Annotated in this window: 26 protein-coding genes and 2 riboswitches; of the genes, 11 read left to right on the top strand and 15 right to left on the bottom strand. The window is 67.3% G+C overall.

Going from position 1 to position 25,565, the window contains the following annotated elements:
* Nucleotide 1: 1 nt before the first annotated feature.
* From N2M23_RS12715 to N2M23_RS12690, 6 genes are all read right to left on the bottom strand, one after another.
* Nucleotides 2-469 carry an aminoacyl-tRNA deacylase gene (locus N2M23_RS12715; protein WP_265446000.1) on the bottom strand — a complete coding sequence of 156 codons (468 nt, stop codon included), beginning with the start codon at nt 467-469 and terminating at the stop codon, nt 2-4.
* Nucleotides 466-1,194, bottom strand: a complete 729-nt coding sequence (locus N2M23_RS12710; RefSeq protein ID WP_265445999.1) for an SDR family oxidoreductase — start codon at nt 1,192-1,194, stop codon at nt 466-468. Before N2M23_RS12710 ends, N2M23_RS12715 begins: the two co-directional genes overlap by 4 nt.
* Nucleotides 1,195-1,270: 76 nt before the next feature.
* Nucleotides 1,271-2,533, bottom strand: a complete 1,263-nt coding sequence (locus tag N2M23_RS12705; protein ID WP_265445997.1) for an ABC transporter ATP-binding protein — start codon at nt 2,531-2,533, stop codon at nt 1,271-1,273.
* Between the two features lie 43 nt (nt 2,534-2,576).
* Nucleotides 2,577-3,437, bottom strand: a complete 861-nt coding sequence (locus N2M23_RS12700) for a carbohydrate ABC transporter permease (protein ID WP_279672163.1) — start codon at nt 3,435-3,437, stop codon at nt 2,577-2,579.
* Between the two features lie 6 nt (nt 3,438-3,443).
* Nucleotides 3,444-4,394, bottom strand: a complete 951-nt coding sequence (locus N2M23_RS12695) for a carbohydrate ABC transporter permease (RefSeq protein WP_265445995.1) — start codon at nt 4,392-4,394, stop codon at nt 3,444-3,446.
* Between the two features lie 37 nt (nt 4,395-4,431).
* Nucleotides 4,432-5,685, bottom strand: a complete 1,254-nt coding sequence (locus N2M23_RS12690) for an extracellular solute-binding protein (RefSeq protein ID WP_265445994.1) — start codon at nt 5,683-5,685, stop codon at nt 4,432-4,434.
* A 217-nt stretch (nt 5,686-5,902) separates the two neighbouring features.
* Here N2M23_RS12690 and N2M23_RS12685 point away from each other — a divergent pair, with 217 nt between their 5' ends.
* The 5 genes from N2M23_RS12685 to N2M23_RS12665 all read left to right on the top strand — a co-directional run bounded on the left by N2M23_RS12685 (nt 5,903) and on the right by N2M23_RS12665 (nt 11,816).
* On the top strand, nt 5,903-7,582 hold the full coding sequence (locus N2M23_RS12685) for a fumarate hydratase (RefSeq protein ID WP_265445993.1): 1,680 nt from the start codon (nt 5,903-5,905) through the stop codon (nt 7,580-7,582).
* Complete coding sequence (locus tag N2M23_RS12680) at nt 7,579-8,208, top strand: carbonic anhydrase (RefSeq protein WP_265445992.1); 630 nt, start codon at nt 7,579-7,581, stop codon at nt 8,206-8,208. The genes N2M23_RS12685 and N2M23_RS12680 overlap by 4 nt, the downstream gene beginning before the upstream one ends.
* Before the next feature lie 187 nt (nt 8,209-8,395).
* Entirely contained in the window at nt 8,396-10,111 is a 1,716-nt protein-coding gene (locus tag N2M23_RS12675) for an APC family permease (RefSeq protein ID WP_265445991.1), read from the top strand.
* An 11-nt stretch (nt 10,112-10,122) separates the two neighbouring features.
* On the top strand, nt 10,123-11,004 hold the full coding sequence (locus N2M23_RS12670) for an SCO6745 family protein (protein WP_265445990.1): 882 nt from the start codon (nt 10,123-10,125) through the stop codon (nt 11,002-11,004).
* A complete protein-coding gene (locus tag N2M23_RS12665; protein ID WP_265445989.1) occupies nt 11,004-11,816 on the top strand; it encodes an MOSC domain-containing protein in 813 nt (270 codons plus the stop codon). The genes N2M23_RS12670 and N2M23_RS12665 overlap by 1 nt, the downstream gene beginning before the upstream one ends.
* A 6-nt stretch (nt 11,817-11,822) precedes the next feature.
* Here N2M23_RS12665 and N2M23_RS12660 read toward each other — a convergent pair whose 3' ends face one another.
* The 6 genes from N2M23_RS12660 to N2M23_RS12635 are packed head-to-tail and all read right to left on the bottom strand — an operon-like array spanning nt 11,823 to nt 16,929.
* Complete coding sequence (locus N2M23_RS12660; protein WP_265445988.1) at nt 11,823-12,248, bottom strand: organic hydroperoxide resistance protein; 426 nt, start codon at nt 12,246-12,248, stop codon at nt 11,823-11,825.
* Nucleotides 12,249-12,272: 24 nt separating this feature from the next.
* Entirely contained in the window at nt 12,273-13,406 is a 1,134-nt protein-coding gene (locus tag N2M23_RS12655; protein WP_265445986.1) for an LLM class flavin-dependent oxidoreductase, read from the bottom strand.
* The gene (locus tag N2M23_RS12650) at nt 13,403-14,212 is read right to left on the bottom strand and encodes a DUF1684 domain-containing protein (protein ID WP_265445985.1); all 810 of its coding nucleotides are present in this window, start codon (nt 14,210-14,212) and stop codon (nt 13,403-13,405) included. The genes N2M23_RS12655 and N2M23_RS12650 overlap by 4 nt, the downstream gene beginning before the upstream one ends.
* A 13-nt stretch (nt 14,213-14,225) precedes the next feature.
* Nucleotides 14,226-15,173: a transporter substrate-binding domain-containing protein gene (locus tag N2M23_RS12645; protein WP_265445984.1), complete on the bottom strand. Its 948-nt coding sequence runs from the start codon at nt 15,171-15,173 to the stop codon at nt 14,226-14,228.
* A gap of 21 nt (nt 15,174-15,194) precedes the next feature.
* Nucleotides 15,195-15,953, bottom strand: a complete 759-nt coding sequence (locus N2M23_RS12640; RefSeq protein ID WP_265445982.1) for an amino acid ABC transporter ATP-binding protein — start codon at nt 15,951-15,953, stop codon at nt 15,195-15,197.
* 4 nt (nt 15,954-15,957) lie between these two features.
* Entirely contained in the window at nt 15,958-16,929 is a 972-nt protein-coding gene (locus N2M23_RS12635; RefSeq protein ID WP_265445981.1) for an amino acid ABC transporter permease, read from the bottom strand.
* Nucleotides 16,930-16,941: 12 nt separating this feature from the next.
* A riboswitch (SAM riboswitch) is annotated at nt 16,942-17,053 on the bottom strand.
* A gap of 138 nt (nt 17,054-17,191) precedes the next feature.
* Between N2M23_RS12635 and N2M23_RS12630 the strand changes: the two genes are divergently transcribed.
* From N2M23_RS12630 to N2M23_RS12610, 5 genes are all read left to right on the top strand, one after another.
* A complete protein-coding gene (locus N2M23_RS12630) occupies nt 17,192-17,647 on the top strand; it encodes an RrF2 family transcriptional regulator (protein ID WP_171153511.1) in 456 nt (151 codons plus the stop codon).
* 69 nt (nt 17,648-17,716) lie between these two features.
* A riboswitch (SAM riboswitch) is annotated at nt 17,717-17,827 on the top strand.
* A 70-nt stretch (nt 17,828-17,897) separates the two neighbouring features.
* Nucleotides 17,898-19,103 (top strand): LLM class flavin-dependent oxidoreductase, encoded by a 1,206-nt coding sequence (locus N2M23_RS12625; protein ID WP_265445979.1) that lies wholly within the window; start codon nt 17,898-17,900, stop codon nt 19,101-19,103.
* 12 nt (nt 19,104-19,115) lie between these two features.
* Nucleotides 19,116-20,489 carry an NtaA/DmoA family FMN-dependent monooxygenase gene (locus N2M23_RS12620; RefSeq protein ID WP_265445977.1) on the top strand — a complete coding sequence of 458 codons (1,374 nt, stop codon included), beginning with the start codon at nt 19,116-19,118 and terminating at the stop codon, nt 20,487-20,489.
* Nucleotides 20,486-21,601, top strand: a complete 1,116-nt coding sequence (locus tag N2M23_RS12615) for an LLM class flavin-dependent oxidoreductase (protein WP_265445976.1) — start codon at nt 20,486-20,488, stop codon at nt 21,599-21,601. The genes N2M23_RS12620 and N2M23_RS12615 overlap by 4 nt, the downstream gene beginning before the upstream one ends.
* Nucleotides 21,598-22,095, top strand: coding sequence for a flavin reductase family protein (locus N2M23_RS12610; RefSeq protein ID WP_265445975.1), 498 nt, complete (start codon nt 21,598-21,600; stop codon nt 22,093-22,095). The genes N2M23_RS12615 and N2M23_RS12610 overlap by 4 nt, the downstream gene beginning before the upstream one ends.
* Nucleotides 22,096-22,108: 13 nt before the next feature.
* On the opposite strand, the gene N2M23_RS12605 is transcribed toward N2M23_RS12610, so the two are convergent.
* Nucleotides 22,109-22,711 (bottom strand): TetR/AcrR family transcriptional regulator, encoded by a 603-nt coding sequence (locus N2M23_RS12605; protein WP_265445973.1) that lies wholly within the window; start codon nt 22,709-22,711, stop codon nt 22,109-22,111.
* 119 nt (nt 22,712-22,830) lie between these two features.
* Between N2M23_RS12605 and N2M23_RS12600 the strand changes: the two genes are divergently transcribed.
* Nucleotides 22,831-23,376: an NADPH-dependent FMN reductase gene (locus N2M23_RS12600; RefSeq protein WP_265445971.1), complete on the top strand. Its 546-nt coding sequence runs from the start codon at nt 22,831-22,833 to the stop codon at nt 23,374-23,376.
* Between the two features lie 152 nt (nt 23,377-23,528).
* On the opposite strand, the gene glmM is transcribed toward N2M23_RS12600, so the two are convergent.
* Nucleotides 23,529-24,884 carry a phosphoglucosamine mutase gene (glmM, locus tag N2M23_RS12595; protein WP_265445970.1) on the bottom strand — a complete coding sequence of 452 codons (1,356 nt, stop codon included), beginning with the start codon at nt 24,882-24,884 and terminating at the stop codon, nt 23,529-23,531.
* A gap of 161 nt (nt 24,885-25,045) precedes the next feature.
* The gene (gene rpsI, locus N2M23_RS12590; protein WP_265445969.1) at nt 25,046-25,555 is read right to left on the bottom strand and encodes a 30S ribosomal protein S9; all 510 of its coding nucleotides are present in this window, start codon (nt 25,553-25,555) and stop codon (nt 25,046-25,048) included.
* Nucleotides 25,556-25,565 lie beyond the last annotated feature (10 nt).

Raw genomic sequence — 25,565 nt, 5'->3', positions numbered from 1 at the left:
CTCAGGCGGGCTCGGTCACGTCCGCCACGGTCGCGTCGAGCACCCGCACGACGTCGCCTGCGTCGACGGTCGCAGCCACCCCGTGGCCACCGCCGCCGATCGACACGGTCCCTTGCACCCGCTCGTCGGCGACGACCGGCCAGGCGCGCAACGACCCGAACGGCGTGATCGTGCCCCGCTCGTAACCCGTCACCTCCCGGGCAGTCGCCGCGTCCGGCATGGACAGGCGCGAGACCCCGAGCAGTTCGCGCAGCTTCGGCCAGGCGATCTGCCGATCACCGGGGACGAGCACAAACAGGTAGTCGTCGTCGCCACGGCGCACCACCATTGTCTTGACGATCTGCGCCGGCTCGACGCCACGCGCCGCGGCCGCCTCGGCCAGCGACTTCACCCTGCCGTGCCGGGTGATCGTGTGCTCGATGCCCGACGTTTCGAGCGCCTCCCGCGCCCGCTGCTCCCCGTCGCTCACCGAGTCAGTCCTTGTCGCTGGTTGGTCGCCGCCGGTGCCGGCCGAATGGAGATCGTCTCGTAGGCAGCGTCAGGAGAAGCCGTGATCGCGGTGCGCACCGCGACGGCAACCGACTCCGGTCGCAGGAACTCCGCGGCGTTGTAGTCGCGGCCGTCCCGCGCGACGATCTCCTGCTGCATGTCGGTGTCGACCCGGCCCGGGTGCACCGAGCACACTCGCACGCCGCTCGGCCGCAACTCTTCGCGCAACACGTCGGTCAGCGCGGTGAGCGCGAACTTCGACGCCGGGTAGTGCCCACCCGTGCCGTTGGCCCGCAGTCCGGCGCCAGAGTTGAGCATCACGATCGTCCCCTCCGCCGCAACGAGCGCGTCGAGCAGCAGCCGAGTGAGGTCGGAGACAGCGATGACGTTGATTTCCAACACTTTTCGCCAGACGTCGCGAGTCGACTCAGGAGTCGGGACGCCGACCGAGAGACCGGCGGAATGCACCAGCCCGTCCAATCGGGTGAGCCCGAGTGCCTCGACGGCGGCGTTCGTCGCCGCCTCGTCGGCGATGTCGGCGACGAACGGTCGGGCGGACGGCAGTTGCTTACACACCGCGGCGACCTCGTCGGCCGACCGGCCGCCGATCAGCAGGTCGTGGTCGGGTGCGAGCGCGTCGGCGACTGCGCGACCGATGCCGCGGGTGCCGCCGGTGATCAGGACTGTGGGGCGGGGACTCGTCATACCTCAAACGTATGACGAGAGCCCCGCCCCGTGTTCAGAACCCTCAGATCAGACCCTCGCTACGCAAGGCCTCCGATCAGGCCGACCTCTCAGCCTGCGAGGCCTCACGCGCCTTGGCCCGCTCCAGGGCGGCCTTGCGCATCTTCTCCGAATCCGCAGCGATTTCAGCGGCTTTGGCCTCGTCACGGGTCAGGCTGTCACCGGTCTCGGGGTCGAAGACCTGCATCACCGCCGGGTCGAATGCCAGCTCCGCCTCGTCACCCTCGAGCACCCGCGACCGGGCGTCGAGGTTGACCACCAACTGGGTGCGCATGCCCTCACCGTCGAGGTCGCGGTCCAACTCGTCCAGCTGCTCCTGGACGGACGGGTCTGCGTCATACGGGATGTAGGCGTACTGCTCGTTGCCCAGCCACTCGGTCTGGTCCACGACCGCGTTGAAGTGCACCGAATGCTGCGGCGCGGTCTCGACGGTCGCGTCCTTCAGGTGCTCGGGTCGCAGACCGACGATGACGACGTCCTTGCCCTGCACCTTGCTCTCCAACTCGCCGCTGATCGGCACGTCGACGAACGGCAGCTTCAGCGTGCTGCCGTCGACCCGGGCCGGCAGGAAGTTCATCGGCGGGGAACCGATGAACCCCGCGACGAAGAGGTTGACCGGCTGTTCGTAGAGCTCGCGCGGCGACGCAATCTGTTGCAGCACACCGCGTTTGAGCACCGCCACCTTGTCGCCGAGAGTCATCGCCTCGGTCTGGTCGTGCGTGACATACACGGTGGTGATGCCGAGCCGGCGCTGCATGCGGGCAATCTCGGTGCGCATCTGCCCACGCAGTTTGGCGTCCAGGTTGGAAAGCGGCTCGTCGAAGAGGAACGCGTCGGCGTCGCGCACGATCGCCCGTCCCATCGCGACACGCTGCCGCTGGCCACCGGACAGATTGCCCGGTTTGCGGTCCAGGTGCTCGGTCAGCTCCAGCATGCCGGCGGCGTCCTCGACCTTGGCCTTGATCTCCGCCTCGCTGTGCTTGCCCTTTTGCAGCCGTAGCGGGAACGCGATGTTCTCGAAGACCGACAGGTGTGGGTAGAGCGCGTAGTTCTGGAACACCATGGCCAGATTGCGGTCGCGCGGTGCGAGGTCGTTGACCCGCTTGTCGTTGATCAACAGGTCGCCGGAGGTGATGTCCTCCAGCCCGACGATCATCCGCAGCAGCGTCGACTTACCCGAGCCGGACGGACCGACCAGGATGACGAATTCGCCGTCCTTGATGTCCAGGCTGACGTCGTTGATGGCCGGGAAACCGTCGCCGTACTTCTTGACGATGTGTTCGAGATTGATGGTTGTCATGATGCGAATCTCCTTGTCCTGGAGTGCGTATGGCGGCAGGGAGTTACCCCTTGACCGCACCTGAGGTGAGGCCGGTGACGATCCGCCGCTGGAACACCAGCACCAGGATCACGACGGGAATGGTGACGATGACCGCGGCCGCGCAGATTGCTCCGGTCGGCTGCACGAACTGGCTGGCACCGGTGAAGAAGTTCAGCGCCGCCGGCACCGTCTGCGCGTTCTGCGCGGTCAGGTTGGAGGAGAAGACGAAGTCGTTCCACGCAGTGAAGAACGCAATGATCGCCGTGGTGAAGACGCCCGGCGCCGCGAGCGGCGCCACCACCTTCACGAATGCCTGCCAACTCGTCGCGCCGTCCACCTGCGCCGCCTGCTCCATCTCCCACGGGATCTGCTGGAAGAAGGCCGACAGCGTCCAGATCGACAACGGCAGCGTCAGCGCCAGGTACGGAATGATCAGGCCGGGGATCGTGTCGAACAACCCGACCTGCCGCCACAGGTTGAACAGCGGGGTCACCATCGCGATCACCGGGAAGAACGACACTGCGAGCGACGACGTCAGGATCAGCTTCTTGCCCGGGAAGTCCAGCCGCGAGATCGCGTAGGCACAGAACGTCGCGAGCGCGACGCTGATCACCGTCGCGACCACGCAGACGATGATCGAGTGCCACAGCGCCGGCACGAACAGGTCGGACGCGCCGCCGGAGAAGATCAGCTTGTAGTTGTCCCAGCTGATGTCCTTCGGCCAGAAGTTGCCCAGCACGTTCTGTTTCGGATCGGCAAGCGCCGCATCGGATTTCAGCGATGTCGCCACGATCCAGAGCAGCGGGATGATCGTCCAGATCATGATCACGATCGAGACGAGGCCGAGGCCGTTCTTGGCCTTGTTACTCATGGTGGTGTCCATTGCGGATCAGCTCCTCCCGCTCGTCGTGAGGTCGACCTTGAAGAGTTTGACGAAGATGAACGCGATGATCAGCACGATCACGAAGAGGATCACCGCGAGCGCCGAGCCCATCCCGATCTCGACCCGGCTCACCGTCTCGGTGCCGACCAGCATCGACAGCGTCGTGGTCTTGTTGGCGCCGCCGGTCATGACGTAGGGGTTGTCGTAGATGCGCACCGCGTCCAGCGTGCGGAAGAGCAACGCCACCATCAGCGCCGCCTTCATGTTGGGCAGGATCACCTTGGTGAACCGCTGCCACCAGGTCGCTCCGTCGACCTTGGCCGCCTCCTCCTGCGCCGAGTCGACCTGGGCCAGACCGGCGAGGAGCAGCAGCGACATGAACGGCGTGGTCTTCCAGATCTCCGAGAAGCAGATGATCACGATCGAGGAGAACCAGCCGCCGAACCAGTTGAACTGCTCGTCCCACGCCCCGAACGTCAGCGTGTGCAGCCAGTGGTTGAAGAAGCCGGTGTCGATCTGGGCGGCGTACTTCCACGAGAACGCCGACACGACCGTGACGATCGCGTAAGGGATCAGCACGATCGTGCGCAGCGTGCGCCGCGGCCAGACCACCTTGTTCATCACCATGGCGATCGCCATACCGAGCACCAGCTCGACGATCAGGGTGATCACCACGATGGCGAAGGTGGTGCCGAACGCCTGCCAGAAGAGCGGATCGGACAGGGCGGTGACGTAGTTCTGCAACCACACCAGTTTCCGGCCCGCCGGGTCGGTCAGCCGATAGTTGAACAGCGACAGATAGACCGCATAACAGATCGGGTAGAGCGTGACCAGCAGCATGATCACGAATGCCGGCCCGGCGAGCTTCCAGCCGAGGTTGCGCTCGGCCTTCGCCCGGTCGGACAGGTGCGCCGCTTCCTGCGAGGAGACCTCGGGTTTGATGTCGACGGTCGTCATGCCTGACCTCCGTTCGTGTCCTCGACTCGGTCGTCACTCATAGCAGCGCCTTCCCCTTCAGTACGTCGAGAATGAACTTCTGGGTCTTCGCCGGAGTCTGCTGGTTCACCGAGCTCGGTGGGCTCCACTTCTCTTGGATCGCCTGCGAGATGTCACCCCAGTACGGCGTCAACGGCCGGGCCTCCGCCTGGTCGAGGGACGCACGGATGGTCTCGGCGATGCCGTTCGGGAAGGCCTTCTTCACCTCGGCGGTGTCGTAGGCGCCCTTCCGGCTCGCCGGGTTGCCCGACGCGGCCATGTAGTCGGCCTGGTGCTTCTGGCTGGTGATGCACGCCGCCGCCTGGTAGGCGACGTCCGGGCGCTTGCTGTCCTTGCCGACCGCGAGCTGGATGCCGCCATACGGTGGACGCGCCTGCTTGCCGGCGACGGTCTGCGGGTAGGTCGTCGCCGCGACGTCCGCCTTGTCCTTGCCGGTGTAGGCGCCGTAGGTGTATGGCCAGTTGACCAGGAAGCCGCCCTTGGGGCTGATGAACAGGTTGAGTGCCTCGGTCTCGGTCGCGCTGCCCATTGCGGGGCCGCCGACGCCGGTCGAGGCGACCTTCTGGATGACGGCCGCGGCGTCTTTGCCGGCCTGGCTGTCGAGGCCGAGTTTGATGTTCTCGTAGCTGGCGTTGGGGTTCTCCACGATCTGGCCCCCGGCGCCGGCGACCAGTGCGTTGATCCACACCGCGTAACCCTCGTAGAGCGAGGCCTGGGTGCCGATCTGCATCTTGGTCTTCTGCGCCGCCGTGATCAGCTGATCCCAGGAGACCGGCTTGCTCATGTCGAGACCGGCTTTCTGGGCGACCGACTTCTTGTACCAGAGCAGCTGGGTGTTGGACCAGAACGGCACCGACATCAGCTTGCCGTCGTACGTCGACGCGTCGATCGACGACTGCACCCGGTCCTGTTTGAAGTTCGACTCCATGCTCTGCGGCACCGGTGCGAAGTAACCGGCGGCAGCGAACTCGCTGACGAACGCCGGGTCGACGCTCATCAGGTCCATCGTCTTGTCGCCGCCGGCAAGCCGCCGCAGCAACTGAATGCGCTGGTCGCTTGCGGAGTTGGGCAGCAACTGCACCTTGATCTGGTATTTGCCGCCGGACGCGTCCGAGCACTCCTTGGCGAGCGTGGCCTGACCGCCCTTGCTCGCGTCGGCGTTGCCGACGTCCGGGTTGATGTACCAGGTGAGCTTCGCCGGCCCAGAGCCGCTGTCGCTTCCTCCGCACGCGGCAAGACCCGTGGCGGCCATGAGCATGGCTGCCGACACCGCGACGCCACGACGAGGTGGCCTCATCCGTTTCATATGCATCCGCTCCATCGGGGTATGTGAGCTGTTACACGTTGTTCACGGTCTACACCCGATCGACCCCGGCTGTCTTGCCAACGGACCGGACTGCGCACAAACGGTTACCGCCTCGGCATTACGCTGAAATCCCCCTCTCACCCGCAAGGAGTAGCCCGCCGCCATGGCCGAGTTCGCCTACGAAGACCTGTTGCCGCTCGGCGACGACACCACCACCTACCGCAAGTTGAGCGACACCGGCGTGCGCACCGCGAGCGGCCCCGGCGGCCGGTCGTTCCTGGAGATCGACCCCGAGGCGCTGCGCCTGCTCACCGACACCGCGATGCACGACATCGCGCACTACCTGCGGCCGGCGCACCTGGCGTTCCTGCGCAAGATCCTCGACGACGACCAGGCGAGCAACAACGACAAGTTCGTCGCGCTCGACCTGCTCAAGAACGCCGGCATCGCCGCGGCCGGCGTGCTGCCGATGTGCCAGGACACCGGCACCGCGATCGTCATGGGCAAGAAGGGTTCCCAGGTGTTGGTCAACGGGGCTGCCCCGGACGAGGAGTCGATCGCCCGCGGCGTGTATGACGCCTACACCCGGCTCAACCTGCGCTACTCGCAGATGGCGCCGGTGACCACCTGGGAGGAGAAGAACACCGGCTCCAACCTGCCTGCGCAGATCGAGTTGTATGCCGACACCGCGCCGGGTCACGAGAACACCTACAAGTTCCTCTTCATGGCCAAGGGTGGCGGCTCGGCCAACAAGTCGTTCCTCTTCCAGGAGACCAAGGCGATCCTGAACCCCGAGTCGATGATGAAGTTCCTCGACGAGAAGCTGCGCGGCCTCGGGACCGCGGCCTGCCCGCCATACCACCTGGCGATCGTGATCGGTGGCACGAGTGCTGAATTCGCCCTGAAGACAGCCAAATACGCCAGTGCCAAATACCTCGACGAGTTGCCGACCTCCGGCGATGCCGCGACTGCACACGGCTTCCGCGACGTCGAGCTCGAGGAGCAGGTGCTGGAGCTGACCCGCAATTTCGGCATCGGCGCGCAGTTCGGCGGCAAGTACTTCTGCCACGACGTGCGCGTGGTGCGGCTGCCCCGGCACGGCGCGTCCCTGCCGGTCGCGATAGCGGTCAGCTGCTCGGCCGACCGGCAGTGCCTGGGCAAGATCACCCCGGAGGGCGTCTTCATCGAGCAGCTGGAGACCGACCCGGCCCGTTTCCTGCCCGATACGACGCACGAGGACCTCGAAGGTGGTGACGTCGTGGAGATCGACCTCAACAGGCCGATGGACGAGATCCGCGCCGAGCTGACCAAACACCCTGTCAAGACTCGGCTTTCGCTCACCGGGCCACTCGTCGTCGCACGCGACATCGCACACGCGAAGATCAAGGAACGCCTCGATGCCGGCGAGGAGATGCCCGACTACCTGAAGCAGCACGCGGTCTACTACGCCGGGCCGGCCAAGACACCCGACGGCTACGCATCCGGGTCGTTCGGTCCGACGACGGCCGGGCGGATGGACTCCTACGTCGCGCAGTTCCAGGCCGCCGGAGGGTCGATGGTGATGCTCGCCAAGGGCAACCGCAGCAAGCAGGTCACCGATGCGTGCAAGGCGCACGGCGGCTTCTACCTCGGCTCGATCGGCGGCCCTGCGGCGCGGCTGGCGCAGGACTGCATCAAGCACGTCGAGGTGCTGGAGTACCCCGAGCTCGGCATGGAGGCGATCTGGAAGATCGAGGTCGAGGACTTCCCGGCGTTCATCGTCGTGGACGACAAGGGCGACGACTTCTTCGCCGCGACCGCCAAGCCGGCGGCGTTCACCATCTCGACCCGGCCGGGACTGTGAGCAACACCGCGGAGCCGACTCCGCAGCAGGCATGGGACGAACTCGTCGCGGGCAACAACAGATTCGTCACCGACGACGTCCGACACCCCAACCAGGACATCGCCCGCCGGCACCTGCTGGAGGCCGGCCAGAAGCCCAAGGCGATCCTCTTCGGCTGCGGGGACAGCCGGGTGGCCTCGGAGATCATCTTCGACCAGGGGCTGGGTGACCTCTTCGTGGTGCGTACGGCGGGGCACATCATCGACAACGCAGTGCTCGGCTCGATCGAATTCGGCGTCGGCGTGCTCGGTGTGCCGCTCATCGTGGTGCTGGGCCACGACTCGTGCGGTGCGATCAAGGCGACGCTCGACTCGGCGCAGAGCGGTGACATGCCAGGCGGTTTCGTGCGCGACATCGTCGAGCGGGTGATGCCGAGCGTGATCAGCGGGCGCGGGCGCGGCCTGACCACGCCCGAGGAGTTCGAGGCCGAGCACGTGCGCGCGACCACCGGCTTGCTCACCGAGCGGTCGATCATGATCCACGACGCGGTGCAGGAGGGGCGGCTCGGCATCGTCGGCGCGACCTACCACCTGCGGGAGGGTTCGGCGTCCGCGGTGAATGCACTCGGTGCGGTGACCGTCGCCTGACAGCCAAGCGACAACGATTTTCGGACGTTTTCCGGGCAATCTCCACGATTCACCGGTCCGCATGCTGGATATTGGCACGGAATTCTTCGTTTTCTCTCCACATCTGCACGAGTCGCGCGTACGCTGCAACGCGGCCCGAATGGTGAGGTAGGTCACGTCACCCGCGGGCCCGTGGAGAGGAGTCCGCATGACCGACACCGACCAGCGTTCGCCGCTCGGCTATCCCGAAGCCGCGAGCGGCAAGGGCCTGAAGAAGGGCGCGATCGGGCTCGTTTCCAGCGTGGTGGTCGGCGTCGCGTCGACCGCGCCGGCATACAGTCTCGCCGCGAGCCTCGGCTTCGTCGTGGCCTCCAGCGGCGCGCTGCTGGCCGGGGTGAAGGCGCCGGCGATCATCCTGCTGGCCTTCGTCCCGATGTACTTCATCGCGGTCGCCTACTCCGAGCTCAACAAGGCCGAGCCGGACTGCGGCACGTCCTTCACCTGGGCGTCGCGCGCATTCGGCCCGATCACCGGCTGGCTGACTGGCTGGGGCATCATCGCCGCCGACGTGATCGTGATGGCCAACCTCGCGCAGATCGCCGGTGCCTACTCCTTCACCTTCGCCAATGACCTCGGCATCCACAACTCGCTGGACAGCAACACCTTCTGGTCGACGGTCGCGGGGATCATCTGGATCGCGGTGATGACCTACATCTGCTATCGCGGCATCGAGGTCAGCGCGCGAATTCAGTACGCATTGCTGTCGATTGAAGTGCTGACCCTGCTGATGTTCGCGACGGTCGCGCTGATCAAGGTCTACTCCGGCAATGCCGAGACCTACTCGCTGCATCCGCAATGGTCGTGGTTCTGGCCCGGCGGGCTCAGCTTCGGGGACGTCATCGCACCCGCGCTGCTGACCGCGGTCTTCATCTACTGGGGCTGGGACAGTGCGGTGTCGATCAACGAGGAGACCGAGAACCCCGAATCCACGCCGGGCCGAGCCGCGGTGATCTCCACTCTCCTGCTGCTCGCCACGTATGCCGTGGTAACCGTCGCCACGGTCGCCTTCGCCGGAGTCGGCAAGGAGGGCGTCGGGCTGGGCAACCCGGCGAATGCCGAGGACGTCTTCTCCGCGATCAGCCCCGACCTGTTCGGGGACAGCTTCATCGGCAAGGCAGGAATGTTGTTGCTGTCATTGTCGATTCTGACCTCGGCGTCGGCCTCGACCCAGACGACCGTGTTGCCGACGGCGCGGACGTCCTTGTCGATGGCGGCATACAAGGCCTTCCCGTCCGGCTTCGCGCGCATCCACCCGCGCTTCCTCACCCCGTCGGTGTCGACCATCGCGATGGGCGTCGCCTCGATCCTCTTCTACTTGATCTTCACCCTGATCAGCACCAACCTACTCAACGCGTTGATCGGCTCGATCGGGCTGATGATCGCCTTCTACTACGGCCTCACCGGGTTTGCCTGCGTGTGGTTCTACCGGCGCCAATTGACTTCATCGGTGCGCAATTTCGTGATGCAGGGCGTCATCCCCTTCCTCGGCGGCCTGATCCTGCTCGGCGCGTTCTGCTATGCCGTGCAGCAGTACGCGCTGCCCGACTGGCTCACCGACGACAAGGGCAACAACGTGACGATCTTCGGCATCGGCGCGGTCGCCTTCGTCGGCGTGGCGGCGCTGCTGCTGGGCGTCGTGGTGATGGTCCTCTGGTGGCTGATCTCCCCGGACTACTTCAAGCAACGCACGCTCCCCCGCCTGGCCGCTGACGAACTGGTCCTGATGCGCGCGTCGATGGACCCCGCCGACGACGATCAGGTGCGGCTGCCGGACTCGGGGCTGCCCGACATACTCGTGCGCGAGGACCGCCGCAACCTGCCGCCGGGAGCGACTGCTCGGCGCCGCGACGGACAGGACGATTAACCTCAGGGCGTATGACGCTGCCGCTCGCCCACGACGAAGCCGCTCGCGGGCTCGCCCGCCAGACCTACCGCACGCTGGAGCCGCTCCACCTGCTCGCCTACTTCAACCCGTACGCCCGCGAGACGCAGCAGAAGCTCGGGCTGCGGTGGACCGCCTACTACGTCGGCGCACGCGGCGGCCCGCTCGGCGAGGTGCCCGCACGAGTGCTGACCTCGACGTTCTTCAACTTCAACGGGGCGATCGTCGAGCCGGCATGGGACGCGGCCAAGGCACGCGGGCTCGACGAGGTGATGGCCGCCCGCGAGCAGTCGGTCGCGCGCACGCTGAGCGACATCTTCGGACCGGACGAGGCGGCGGCGACGTCGTTGGTGGCCCGCTGGCGTCCGATCGCGCAGGCGCTCCCGACCGTCGGCCGCCCGCTCGCCGCGGCCTGGGCCGCGCTGCCGTGGCCGGACGAGCCGCAGCTGCAGCTCTGGCACGCGGCGTCCCTGCTACGCGAGTGGCGCGGGGACGGCCACATCGCGGTGCTGGTGCAGTCGGGACTCACGCCGGCCGAGGCGCTGGTCTTCCATGAGGCGCAGCACCCAGACGCCGCCGTGAAGAAGTCGACCCTCGGTCGGGAGATGGCACAGGGCAGCCGCGGCTGGTCCGACGAGGAGTGGGCCGCGGCCGTGGAGACGCTGCGAGCCCGGGGTCTGCTGGAGCGCGACGCCGAGCGCTACACCGCTGACGGCGTGGCGTTCTACGACGCGCTCGAGCAGGCAACCGACGACGCTGCCGCTGGCATCTGGTCGTCGGTCGACGACGGCGAGGGCCTGATCGCGGACACCCGGCCGCTGGTGAAGCGGGTCATCGACGCAGGCGTGCTGCCCGGCACCACGAAGAAGCTCTGATGAAGATCGTCTCGCTGCGGGTGCACCCGGTGAAAAGCACTGCAATCCGCGAGGTTTCGAGCAGTTACCTGAGCCGCGCCGGCCTGCACGGCGACCGGGAGTGGATGGTCGTCGACGCCGACGGCGCGACGGTCAGCGCACGCGAGCTGCCGGCGTTGTTCACGATTGCGGCGGATGCGCCCGGGCCGGCGCCCGAGGACCCACTCGTGCTGCGCGCACCCGGTGTCGAGCCGCTGAGCGTGGCACGGCCGGCCGGGCCGCACGTCTCGGTCCGGATGTTCACCCGGCCGCCGATGGACGTCATACCCGCCGGCGGCGACGCGGACGCGTGGCTGCAGCGGGCGCTCAGCGTCCCGGGGCTGCGGCTGGTGTGGTGCGACGACCCGATGCGCCGATCGCTGAACCCCGCGTTCTCCCGGGCCGGGGATCACGCACGGCTGCAGGACGGCTACCCGCTGACCGTCTGTTCGTTGGCTTCCCTTCGCCAGCTCAACGAGTGGATTGCGCAGGCCGGTGGCGATGCGCTCCCGGTCGACCGCTTCCGGCCCAACGTCGTCATCGACGGGGGCGAGCCATTCGCCGAAGACCATTGGCAGAGTGTGCAACTCGGCTCGGTGACGCTGCGCGCCGCCAAGTCTGTTGACCGCTGCGTGATGACGTTGATCGATCCGGTGACGCTGGCCAAGGGCAAGGAGCCGATCCGCACGTTGTCCAGGCACCGGCGCTGGGACGGCAAGACGTGGTTCTGTCACCACCTGATCCCCGACGGCGAGGGTGAGATCGCTGTCGGGGATCAGGTGTTCGCGTCGTGACCTGCGTCAGGCGGGTTCGCCGACGACGGTGACCTCGATGTTGCCGCGGGTCGCCTTGGAGTAGGGGCACATCTGGTGCGCCTGCTCGGCCAGGTCCTGCGCCTTGGCGGCGTCGACCCCGGGGATCTTCGCGGTGAGCGTGACACCGAGGCCGAAGCCGGAGTCGGTCTTGCCGAAGCTCACGTCCGCGGTCACGGTGGACTCGCTGGTGTCGAGGCCCTCCCGGCCGGCAACCGCGTTGAGTGCCCCGGAGAAGCACGCCGAATAGCCTGCCGCGAAAAGGGTTTCCGGGTTTGCCTTCGGGTTGGACGTGCTGCCCGGCTTGCCGAGCGGCAGATCGATGACGCCGTCCGCGCTCTTGACGGTGCCTTCACGGCCGCCCTTGGCGGTGGCCGCGGTGGTGTAGAGGACGTCGGTGACCTTCTCTGGCATGTGCACTTCACCTTTCGGGAGAACTCACTCGGATCCGAGCAGAGCCGCGCGCTCCTCGCGCTGCTCGGCGTCGGTGTCATGACTCTCACACACGGCCGCACGCGGGTCTGCGCTGACCCCGGCCCAGGACGGCGGGTCGGGTAGTCGGCGCAGCGCCGGTGCCACCTCGGAGGCGAACAACTCCAGGCTTCGTCGATGTGCGTCCTCGGGCACGCCCTGCCCCTCGGCCGCGACGTGCAGCACTGAATGCCCGAGGCGCGCCTGGTAACGACCGACCTTGTCGACGATCTCTGCCGGGCTGCCCACAAGCGCGGAGCTGCGTCGCACATAGTCATCGAGAGTCGGGAAGACCGGGTCCACGCCGATCCGCCGTTGCATGGCGAGGTATGCCGCAAACGCGGGCTCGAAGGCGGCGCGGGCATCCTGCGATCTGGGCGCGACCGACAAGCCGGCGGATCCGGCGCCGATAGTGAGCCGCGCCGGGTCATGCCCGTAGTGCTCCCAGCGTTCGCGGTAGTGGTCGACCAGCTCGGCATACGGCTCGATCGGATTGGTGACGTTCGCCGAGAAGAGCGGGTCGCCATAGCGGGCCGCGAGGTCGACCGACTCCTTGCTGGTCGCGCTGCCGTGCCAGATCCGGATCGGCTGCTGCAGGGGTCGCGGCCACGCCTCGGCGTCCCGCAGCGGTGGACGGAACCTCGTCTGCGCAGTCACCGGCTGGTCACGCCACAACGCCCGGAACACTTCGTACGACTCGCAGTTGCGCTCCCACTGATCCTCCGCGCTCACTCCGAAAAGGTCCCGCTGCGCGGTGCCGTTGCCCTTGCCGATGATCAGCTCAAGGCGGCCATCGGATAGGTGGTCAAGGGTCGCGTAGTCCTCGTATGCCCGGACCGGATCGAGCAGGCTCAGCGTGGTCACCGCAGTGAAGAGCCGGATCCGCCGGGTGCGCGCCGCAAGGTGGGACAGGATCACGGTGGGCGCCGACGAGATGAATGGTCGCTCGTGCCGCTCGCCGACGCCGAATCCGTCGAATCCGAGCGACTCGGCCAGCTCCGCCGATCGCACCACCTGAGCGAACCGTTCGCGGGTGGTCACCGCTGACTCGTCGAGCGGGTCAGGCGCATGCACGATGAGCGTGATCGCAAGCAACTTCACTGCGGCACCCGCTCCCCCGCGGTCACCGCGAGCGGCAGCTTGTTCGCCGGCGGTGGCAGCGGGCAGGTGGCGAATTGCGTGTAGGCACAAGGCAAGTTCGTTGCCCGATTGAAATCGAGGAGTACCGCACCGGTCTTATCAGGTATGACGGTGAGCGATCTCACCGACGGATGCGTGGTGACGCCGGATGTCGCATCGCTGAAAAGCACCAACAGTTCGCCGTCCGCGTGCCCCGGGAAGGCAACCAGGGAGAAGCGCGAACCGCCGCGCTCGAAGGTGATCTCACCGGGCGCGTCATAGACGTGCTCGAGTCCGTCGACCGCGGCGTCGACGCGGATCGGCCGCGGCTCGTCATACGGCGTGAACTGTGCGTCGATCTGCCAACTGGCCCGCACCGGGAACGCTGCGGTGCCGTGGTACGCCGTGCGCAACGGGTTGTCAGGGTGACGGGGACGCACGATGTCATAACCGCCCCGCTTGGCGACCTCGACGGCAATGTCGCCGAAATACGCTGTGACACCGGCACGTTCAGGGATCACCCCGAAGGAGTGCCGACCAGTTACCTGGCGACCGCCCACCTCGAGCGCTTCCCCCGGACCGAGCTCGACCACCACCCCGTCCGCGGTGCTGGTCCACTCCCCCGGAGCGTCCGGGAAGCTGCGAGCTTCCTCGTCGAGGAAATGCAACCCGGTGACTGCGAGAAAACCGTGGCGGTCCGCCCGCCTCTCCTCGTGTGCGTTGTGCCACGCGTCCCATTCGTCCTGCAGAGCGTCGGTGGACGTCGTTGCCTGGTGATGAATCGTCATCATGGAAACCCTTCTAGAAGGTGGGTGCCGGGTTGAGTTCGGACCGGTCGATGACGGACGAACCGACCTGCCATTTGTCGAAAATGCGCTGGTAGGTACCGTCCTTGATCAGGTCGTTCACCGCGGCGATGATCGCGGTCGCGATCGGCGACTTCTTCGCAGTGACGAAGCCGACCGGGGTCTGCGTCACCTCGCCGAGGAAGGTCGTGCCACGGATCTTCGTGGTGAGTACCTTCAGGCTGAGCGTGGGTCCGAAGTAGGCGTCGATCTTGCCGTTCTGCAGACCGAGGTAGATCGGTGCCGTGTCGGCGAAGTACTGCACGGTGTAGGGCTTCTTGCCGGCCGCTGCGCACTTCGCCTGTTCGCTCTGCAGCAGCTTCTGGAAGGTGGTGCCGGGCGAGGTCGCGATCTTCAGCCCGCAGACGTCCTGCAGAGTGCGTACCTTCTTCACCGAAAGGCCCTCTCTGCCGACGAAAGCCTGCCCGTCACGCAGATACGTGGCGAAATCGACGACCTTGAGTCGGTCCTTGGTGACTCCGAAATTGCCTTGTCCTACTTGATATTTGCCGTTCTGGACACCCGGCACGATCGTCTGGAACGTGCCGGTCTCGACCTTCCACGCGATGCCGAGCTTCCTGGCGACTGCCGCCCGGATGTCGAGATCGAGACCGACCTGCTTGCCGTCCTCGATTCCGGCGTGCGGCAGGCTCGACGTTCCGGTCACCTGGGTCGCACCCAAGGTCAGTTGATTGCTCTGCTGCACCTGCTTCGGCAGCAGCGCGCGGGCGGCGCTGTCGACGCTGACCTTGGACGTCACATCTGCCGCGGGGACCGCTGTTGCGCCGCCTCCGCCCCCCGCGGCACCGGGTGAACTCGCACTACTGCCACAGCCGGCGAGCAGGATGGTCGCCGTGGCGGCCACGGCCGCCCCTAGGGCATGACGAAATGAACTGGTAGGCATGAAGATTTGTCCTCTCGGGATTTACAGCACCGCAGACAGAAAGGTCCGGGCGCGGTCGTTCTCGGTGTGGTCGAGCACGGCGGCCGGCGAACCAGACTCGACGACGCGGCCGTGGTCCACGAAGATGACCTTGTCGGCCACCTCACGGGCGAAGCCGATCTCGTGCGTGACGATGACGAGGGTGATGCCGCTGTCGGCCAGATCGCGAATGACCGCGAGCACCTCGCCCACCAACTCCGGGTCCAGGGCGCTCGTGGGTTCGTCGAACAGGATGAGATCGGGATCGGTCGCAAGCGCACGAGCGATCGCGACGCGCTGTTGTTGTCCACCGGAAAGCGCACTGGGATAAGCGTTTTCGCGACCGGCAAGACCGACGCGAGCAAGCAGCTCGCTGGCGCGCTTGCGGGCTTGGTCGGACGGCACCCCGGACGCGAGCTGCCCTTCCATGATGTTCTGCGCGGCCGTCTGATGGCCGAAGAGATTGAACTGCTGGAAGACCATGCCGATGCGGCTGCGCTGCCGCGCGACCTCTCGAGGCGAACGCTCGCGCAGTCGGTGCCCGTCACGGCGGTAGCCGACGATCTCGTCGCCGACCTCGACGTATCCGGCGTCCGGTGACTCCAGGTGGTTGATGCATCGCAACAAGGTCGACTTGCCTGAACCAGATGGCCCGAGGATCACCGTCACACTTCCCGCAGCGAAGTCCAGATCGATCCCATGTAGCACCTCCTGCCCGGCAAAACTCTTGTGCAGGTTGCGGATTCGCACGCTTCCAGCCATCGCCTCACCGCCCCGCTCTCGGTCGACGGTGCGGGAAGACGGGCAGGTTGCTGCGCCATACGGCAGGAAGGGAGGGCCGGTCCGCGCGGCGGGTGCCGCGGGAAAAACGCCGCTCCAGGCCGAACTGCAGCACCGACAGCAGGCTGGTCAACAGCAGATACCAGAGGGTCGCCACGATCAACAGGGGGATCACCTTGAAGTTGTCGTTGTAGATCAATTCCGTGGCGCCGAGCAGGTCCTGCACCGCGATCACACTGACCAGTGAGGTCGCCTTCAACATGCCGATGAGGAGATTGCCGGACGCCGGGATGATCGCCGGCATCGCCTGGGGAAGCACGACACGTCGAAAGGTGCGCGCCCGGGACAGGCCGAGAGAGTCGGCCGCCTCGGTTTGTCCGCGGTCGACTGACAGGATGCCGCCGCGGATGATCTCGGACGCGAACGCGGCGACGTCGATCGTGAGGGCAACGTATGCCGCGGCGACCGCCGACAGCAGATGCGCAGTCTGCACCGAGACGAACTCGGGGCCGAACGGGATGCCGAGTGAGAGCCTGGGATAGAGCGAGGCGAGCTCGAACCAGAACAGCAACTGCACCAGCGGCGGAACCGACCGCACGAACCAGACGAAGCCGAAACTGACCGAGCGGAGCACGGCGTTGTCGGACAGCCGTAACGCCGCGACGGCGATCCCGAGCAGGTAGCCACTGACCATGACCGCAGCAGTGAGCCACAGGGTCAGCACCAGCCCGCGCAGGATCGCGTTGCTGAACAGGTAGTCGCCGACAACCTGCCACTCAAAGCGTGGGTTGGTCAGCAGCGTATTGACCAGCATTGCCAACACGACGACGCCGGCTATCGCGACCACCCACTGGAGCGGTCGGCGCCGTCCGACCAGGGCGGCCTGCCCGAGGTCGTCCGCCGGGGCGGCCACCTCTCGCCGTCGCACCGACGGCGTCGCGGCAGTCAACAGGGGCATGGTTCTCCCTCTCTCTCGCGCTTATGCGCCCAGGCCGGGCACATCTGGTGGTCACCTGGAGCACCCCACCGCGGCGGAGGGTTGCCGGACAGCAAGCCAGGGCTTGGCACTGCCTCTCGTCACCTGCGCCGAACATAACCAGTTGTTTTGTTTTACACAAGATTTCGCTATTCCCTACTCACATGGTGGACATTCGGTGCACCCCGGGCCGCTATCGTGGGTGGCTACGCCTGCTCACCGGCACCAAGGAAGGAGCGGCAGCGTGCAGATCTCCGCTCGCAGCGATTACGCGATCCGTGCCGCCCTCGAACTCGCCTCCCACTACCCCGAACTCGCCAAGGTCGAGAACATCGCGGCCGAGCAGGAGCTGCCCCGAAAATTCCTCGAGTCGATCCTCGGGCAACTGCGGCGGGCCGGACTGGTCGAGACCCGTCGCGGCTGCTCCGGCGGGTATCTGCTCCGCCGACCGCCCGCCCAGATCTATCTGGGAGAGATCATTCGCGCGGTCGACGGACCGCTCGCCGAGGTGCGCGGATTACGCCCGCACGAGACCGAATACGACGGTGTGGCAACGCATTTGCCTGATCTGTGGGTCGCAGTGCGATCGAGCCTTCGCTCCGTCCTCGACACGGTGAGTCTGCAGCAGCTGCTCTCCGGAAACTTCCCTGCGAAGGTCCGCCGACTCAACGAGATCGAGGACGCGTGGCTACCGCGCTGACCCGCGCGCAATCCCTACCGATCGCGTAGACATTCGACAGATCGACCATCCTGGTCTACGGTCGGCACGGGTCACGAGAGACGACGCGAAGCCCTGGCTGGTCGTCCGGCAACCCTCCACCGCGGTGGGGTGCTCCAGGTGATGACCCGGCGACGTCACCCGATGTCGCAAGCGCGAATCGTCATTTTTGCCAGATATTTTCGGCGACAAGGACGACGCGACTCCGCACCCCGTGAAGGAAGCGATGTCGATGCCAGACAGTTATCCACTCCACCTCGCAGTCGCCCTCGACGGCGCCGGCTGGCACCCCGCCGCATGGCGCGCATCGGACGCACGACCGCAACAGGTGTTCAGCGCCCGCTACTGGACCGACCTGGTGCAAGAGGCCGAGCGCGGGCTGCTCGACTTCGTCGCCTTCGAGGACGGGCTGGCGGCGACAACCGACCATCATGTCCGCCCGTCACACCGCACCGACCTGGTGACAGGACGCCTCGACGCCGAGCTCCTGGCCGCCCGGGTGGCGCCGGTCACCGCTCACATCGGCTTGCTACCGACGGTCGTGGCCCCGCTCACCGAGCCGTTCCACGTCTCCAAGGCGACGGCAACGCTCGACTATGTCAGCACCGGCCGCGCAGGCGTCCGGGTACGCACCAGCGCTAGCCCCGAGGAGTTTGCCAACATCGGCCGTCGACCCGCACCGCAACTCGTCGATGACATCGGCGGGCGTGCTGTACCCACTGACGAGGTGATCCGAGAGCTGTTCGGCGAGGTGGCCGACTATGTCGAGGTGTTGCGCCGGCTCTGGGACAGCTGGGAAGACGACGCCGAGATCCGAGACATCGAGTCCGGGCGCTTCGTCGACCGAAATCGTTTGCACTACATCGATTTCGAGGGCGACCACTTCACCGTACGTGGGCCTTCGATCACGCCGCGGCCGCCGCAGGGGCAGCCGCTGATCGCCGTCCTTGGCCATCAGCGGGATGGGTTGGAGCTGATCGGGCGCACGGCTGACCTCGGCCTGGTCACACCAACCGACGAGGGGGACGCGCGTTCTGCCGTCTCCGTCATACGCAGCGCCGCGGTCGACGCCGAACGTGACCCCGAGGGCATCTCGGTTCTTGCCGACGTGACGGTCTTTCTCGACGACACCGCGCCGGCCGCGCAAGCTCGCAAGGACCTTCTCGACGACTGGCACGGCACGGAATTGGTCAGCGACGCCGCAACCTTCGTTGGCTCCGCCGAGCAGCTCGCCGACCAGCTGCTCACCTGGCAGGAGGCCGGGATCGACGGTTTCCGTCTACGCCCGGCCACGCTGCCCCACGACCTCATCCAGATCACCCAGCGCCTGGTGCCGACGCTCCAGCGACTAGGCGTCTTTCGCCCGCACTACACATCCGACACCCTGCGCGGCCACTTCGGGCTCGACCGCCCGGCCAGTCGTTACGCCATCGCCTGAGGGAGCATGCGAATGTCGAAACCCAGTAAGCAGATTCACCTTGCAGCGCACTTTCCGGGCGTCAACAACACGACGGTCTGGAGTGACCCGGCGGCCGGCAGTCACATCGAGTTCGAGTCCTTCCGCCACTTCGCCCGCACGGCGGAGCGCGGCAAGTTCGACTTCCTGTTTCTCGCCGAAGGTCTTCGCCTGCGCGAGCAACGCGGAAGAATTTACGACCTCGACGTGGTCGGCCGGCCAGACACCTTCTCAGTGCTCGCCGCTCTCGCGGCCGTCACGGATCACCTCGGCCTGACCGGCACCATCAACTCGACCTTCAACGAGCCTTACGAGGTCGCCCGACAGTTCGCGACACTCGATCACCTCTCGGACGGTCGTGCGGCGTGGAACGTCGTGACGTCCTGGGATGCCTTCACCGGCGAGAACTTCCGGCGCGGCGGCTACCTGCGGCAAGAAGATCGCTACGAGCGCGCCAAGGCATTCCTGCAGACCGCGACGGAGCTTTGGGACACTTGGGATGCCGAGGACTTCGTCGCGGACAAGGCGACCGGCCGTTTCGTCGGCCGGCCGGACGTCGGGTCATATACCCACCGCGACGAACACTTCGACATATCAGGCCAGTTCAACGTTCCCCGCTCCCCGCAAGGTCGGCCGGTCATCTTTCAAGCCGGTGACTCCGACGAGGGCCGCGAGTTCGCCGCCGCGCGGGCCGACGCCATCTTCAGCAGACACAGCACGCTCGAAGCCGGCCAAGCGTTCTACGCGGATGTCAAGCGGCGCCTCGCCACCCACAGCCGCACCCGGGATGACCTGCTCATCCTGCCGGCGGCCACCTTCGTGCTCGGCGACTCGGACGCCGACGCACACGAGATCGCGCAGGAGGTGCGTCGCCAGCAGGTCAGCGGCGCGACGGCCATCAACTTCCTGGAACAACTGTGGAATCGCGATCTTTCGGCATACGACCCGGATGGGCCACTGCCCGAGATCGACCCGCTGCCCGGCGAGAACACCGTCTCGCGCGGACGCGCGAGCGTGCGTCGGCACGAGGACGTGCTGCGGACCGCCGCCGAATGGCGCGAGCGTGCGGCCGCCAGTGACCTGTCGATCCGGGAGCTCATCATCGAGGTGACCGCACGACAGAGTTTCATCGGCTCGGCGGCGACCATCGCCGAGCAGTTGAACGACTTCGTCCAGCGCGATGCGAGCGACGGGTTCATCCTCGTGCCGCACATCACGCCGGGCGGGCTGGACTCGTTTGTCGATCAAGTAGTTCCGCTGCTGCAGGAGCGTGGCGTCTTCCGCACCGACTACGAGGGAGGCACCCTGCGCGACAACCTCGGTCTGCGACCTCAGGCGTCGGCAGCCGATCGGCAGGCTGCCTCGTGAGCAGGGTGCCCTTGTCGGTGCTCGACCTGGTGCCGGTGTCGAGCGGTTCGAACGCCGGCGCCGCGCTGCGCAACAGCATCGACCTGGCGCAGCGCGCGGAGGAATTCGGTTACCAGCGCTACTGGTTCGCCGAGCATCACCTCAATCCAGGCGTTGCAGGCACCTCGCCCGCGGTCGTGATCGCGCTCGCGGCGACAGCCACGTCCAACATTCGACTGGGCGCCGCCGCTGTGCAGATGGGACACCGAACCGCGTTGTCGGTGCTCGAGGAGTTCGCGCTGGTCGACGCACTTCATCCCGGGCGCATCGACCTGGGCCTCGGGCGCTCAGGTGGAGCACCCCCACCCGGTGACGCGCCGCGCGCTCCCGCCGAAACGCGCACCACGGCAGAGGGTTTGGTGCTCCCGCCGCCGTTCGACTTCGCCCGCCTCGCCGGGTCTGCCCGCGTCGCACTGCAGCGGGATCTGCTGTTGCTACCCGGCGCCTCGCCACAGCCGTATGCCGATCAGGTCGCGGACCTGCTGTCGCTGTTGAACGGCACCTACGACCACCCGAACGGCGAGCACGCCCAGGTGGTCCCGGGCGAGGGAGGCGGACTCCAGATCTGGATCCACGGCAGCAGCGGAGGAGAGAGCGCGAGGCTCGCCGGCCGCCACGGGCTGCCCTTCGGGGCCAACTACCACGTCGCGCCGGCCAAGGTGCTCGACGCCGTTGCGGCCTACCGCGCGGCGTTCGAGCCGAGCAGCGCCCTCGCCGAGCCGCAGGTGATCGTCTCCGCCGACGTCGTGGTCGCCGAGGACGAGGCAACCGCGCGAGAGCTGGCGGCGGGTTACGCACCCTGGGTTCGTAGCATCCGCAACGCATCCGGCGCGATTCCGTTCCCGACTCCTGACGAAGCCCGAGCCCTGCCGTGGACCGATGCCGACGACGCTCTGGTCGCCGACCGGCTCGCCACCCAGTTCGTCGGTACCGCCGCCCACGTCGCCGACCGCCTCGATGCCCTGCAGCGCGCGACCGGGGCCGATGAGCTGCTGGTCACCACGATCACCCACGACCATCAGGACCGGGTGCGGTCCTTCCAACTACTCGCGAAGGAATGGCAGCAGCGATGACCGTCACCACTGACTCGACCATCGAAACCGTCCGGCTGCGAAAGGTTTTCGCGGCATACCCGAGCGGTGTCACGGCCGTCGCCGCAATGGTCGGCGACGACCCCCGCGGCCTCGCGGCGAGTTCGTTCACGTCGGTCTCGCTCGAGCCTGCATTGGCGTCGGTGTGCGTCGCGCACACCTCGTCGACCTGGCCGCTATTGCGCGACCGGCCGCATCTGGGCGTGAGTGTGCTGGCAGTCGACCAGCAGCGGGAGGGACGAGCCCTGAGCGCACGCGCACCCGACCGCTTCCGTGACATCGTATGGCGCAGCTCGCCGCAGGGCGCGGTCTTCGTGGAAGGCGCGAGCGCCTGGCTGGAAACCTGCATCGACAACGTGATTCGGGCTGGTGACCACGACATCGTCGTGTTGCGGGTGCTGGACCTCGGGGTGGCCGACCGTTCCGAACCGCTGGTCTTCCATGGCAGCACGTTCCGCCGCCTCACCGCGCCGTGAGCCTCGCTCCGGCTCAGTCGACCAGCCGGCGCACCATCGTCTTCCAGTCGTCGACGAGACGCTCTCGACCGAGGCCACGCTCCACGCTCAGGTGATAGGCGGTGTCGGAGTCCAGGGGTCCCAGGACGGCCTCGGTGATCACATCGAGCGCGTCGTCTATGCCGCACTGGCGCAACAACATTCGCACGTGGGTGACGGAGACCTTTCGAGCCGGCACCTCGAAGCGGTCGATGGGCGTGCCGTGCATCGCGCGGAAGATCGCCCCGTGCACGCGCTGGAGGCCGAGACGACCCTCGCCATACGCCAGGAGGCGGTCGAGTGGCGGTGCTCCCGGGCCGAGCGGCGGCGGCCCGGAGAGGAATGCTTGCTGGAACTCCCGCTCGGTTTCGTCGGTGAGCGCGGCGAGCAGCCCGGATCGATTGCCGAACGCCCGGAAGACAGTGCCCTTGCCGACGCCCGCTTCGGCCGCCACCCGGTCCATCGTCAACGTGTCGACCCCGCCGGCCTGAACCAGACGCATGGCGGCGGCGAGCACGCGATCGGCATTTGCCGCGGCGTCCCGGCGCACTCGGACGGCCGCCTGGGCGACCGGGAGCGAACGGCGAGTGTCGGGCATGCGCCCATCCTCGCATCCGTGCAACGGCTGCGACTTGGCGAGGGAAGAAAAACGGACTATGGTCCGTTTGCAGACTTCAGCACAACCCAGAGACTCTCCCCCCGAAAGGCAGCACCTCCATGAGCACCACTCTCGCCGTCGTGATCGGCAGCCCCCGCGCAGCGTCCATCCACCGCCAGCTCGCCGAGGTCGCGGCCGCGGTGGCGCCGGAGGACGTCACCGTCAGCATCGTCGACGGTCTCGACAGGCTGCCCTTCTACAACGAGGACATCGACACGCTTCCGGCTCCGGCACCGGTGCAGCAGCTGCGCGACCAGTTGGGCGCCGCGGACGCCGTGCTGCTGCTCGCCCCGGCCAACAACGGCACGCTCTCCGCCGTGCTCAAGAACGCCATCGACTGGGCGTCGCGTCCCTACGGCGAGTCGTCGCTCTCGGGCAAGCCGGTCGCGGTGTCGTCGGCCGCGCACAACACCAGCACGGTCGTGGACCACACCCACCTCGCGGTCACTATCGCCGGCGGCAAGCCGATTGCCGAAGCGTCCGCGACGTTCTCGCTGAAGGACCTGGACGGCGTCGACGTGACCGGGCACGCGCCGATCGCCGACTCACTGCGCGAGACGGTGCAGGCACTGGTCAACGCCGCCGACGAGCGCGTCGCCGCCTGACCCATCGGCACCCCGCCGAGAGGCTCACTTACCGGCCAGAGGCCCACTTATCCGCCCGGATTTCGGGCCGGATAAGTGGGCCTCTCGGCGTCAAGTGGTCCCCTCGGCGAAGGGGGCGGGCGCGGGTGGGAAGTGCGGAGGGCGGGCGCGGGTCAGGCGGGCGCGAGCGCGAGCTCGCGGGCCACGACCTGAGCGAGCCGGTCGGCGACCTGCCGGGCGTGCTCGGCGGTCGGCGCCTCGACCATCACTCGCACGACCGGCTCGGTGCCGGACTTGCGCAGCAGCACCCGGCCGAGACCGGCCAACTGGGCCTGCTCGTCGGTCACCGCCGACTGCACCACCGGGTGCGCGTCGACCGCGTGCTTGTCGACGCCCGGGACGTTGACCAGGCACTGCGGCAGCCGCGTCATACAGGCGCCGAGATCGGCCATCGACTTGCCGGTGGACGCGACCCGCGCGGCGAGCATCAGACCGGTCAGCACCCCGTCCCCGGTCGTGCCGTGCTCCAGCAGGATGACGTGGCCGGACTGTTCGCCGCCGAGCGAGAAGCCGCTGCGCCGCATCTCCTCCAGCACGTAACGGTCGCCGACGTCGGTGCGCTTGACCGCGATGCCTTCGCGCTGCATGGCGCGCAGCAGGCCCTCGTTGCTCATCACGGTCGCGACCAGCGTGTCGCCGGCGAGCTCGCCGCGCTCGTGCAGGTCGATCGCGAGGATCGCCATGATCTGGTCGCCGTCGACCTCGTCCCCGGTGCCGTCGACCGCGAGGCAGCGGTCGGCGTCGCCGTCGAAGGCGAGCCCGAAGTCCGCGCCTGCCGCCGGCACGGCTTCGCGCAGCCGCTCCAGGTGGGTCGAGCCGTAGCCGTCGTTGATGTTGAGACCGTCCGGGTCGGCGCCGATGACGGTCACCCGCGCACCGGCCTGCCGGAACGCCTCGGGCGCCACCTCGCTCGCCGCGCCATGGGCACAGTCGAGTACGACGTGCAGCCCCTCCAGGCGATGCGGTATGGCGCCAAGCAGATGCGCAACGTAGCGCTGCGCGCCTTCGTCATAGGGCTTGATCCGGCCGACGACAGCGCCTGTCGGGCGTTTCCATTCGCCGCGCAGATGCTGCTCGATGGCGTCCTCCGTCGCATCGGGCAGCTTGTGCCCGCCGCGGGAGAAGAACTTGATGCCGTTGTCCGGCATCGCGTTGTGCGAGGCCGACAGCATGGCACCGAGGTCGGCACCCGAGGCAGCGGTAAGGAACGCGATCGCCGGGGTCGGCAGCACGCCCGCGTCGAATACGTCGACGCCCGCCGAGGCGAGCCCGGCGACGGTGGCAGCGGCCAGGAACTCACCCGATGCGCGCGGGTCTCGCCCGACGACGGCGGTGGGCCGGTGCCCGGCGAACTCGCCCTCCTCGGCCAGCACCCGCGCGGCTGCGACCGACAGGTCGAGCGCGAGCTCCGCGGTGATGTCTCGATTGGCGAGGCCTCGCACCCCGTCCGTGCCGAACAAGCGACCCATGGATCACCAAAACCTTCCGTGCCGAGAAAACCAGGCAGTACGACGCGCCATCCGGCGCGGAAGCTCCTTGCAGGGTAAGCGACGGAGCGGGAAACAAGCGGCCCGCCGGCCATGGAACGGCCGGCGGGCCACTTGCGATTGCCGCGAACGCGGCGGGTGGATCAGCGCTTGGAGTACTGCGGCGCCTTGCGGGCCTTCTTGAGGCCTGCCTTCTTGCGCTCCGGGACGCGGGCGTCACGGGTGAGCAGGCCGGCCTTCTTCAGCGCCGGGCGGTTGAGCTCGGCGTCGACCTCGTTGAGCGAACGGGCCACACCGAGGCGGACGGCGCCGGCCTGGCCGGAGCTGCCGCCACCGTGGACGCGCACGAGCACGTCATACGCGCCGTCGAGCTCGAGCACCTTCAGCGGCTCGTTCACGATCTGCTGGTGGACCTTGTTGGGGAAGTACTCCTCCAGGGTCTTGCCGTTGATCTTCCACTCACCGGTGCCGGGCACGATGCGCACGCGGGCGATGGCCTGCTTGCGGCGGCCGGTGCCGGCGCCGGGCGCCGAGGCGCTCGGGCGACGGGTGGGCTCCTCGCCGTCGGCCGGGGCGGCCGAGGACTCGGAGGTGTAGCTGGTCAGCTGCGGCTCGTCGTCCTCCAGGACGTCGACCGTGGTCTGGTCGGTCATGTGTGATGTC

The sequence above is a fragment of the Flexivirga meconopsidis genome (assembly GCF_026162425.1).
Lineage (GTDB): Bacteria > Actinomycetota > Actinomycetes > Actinomycetales > Dermatophilaceae > Flexivirga > Flexivirga meconopsidis.
This window is presented reverse-complemented; position numbering and strand designations above follow the sequence as displayed.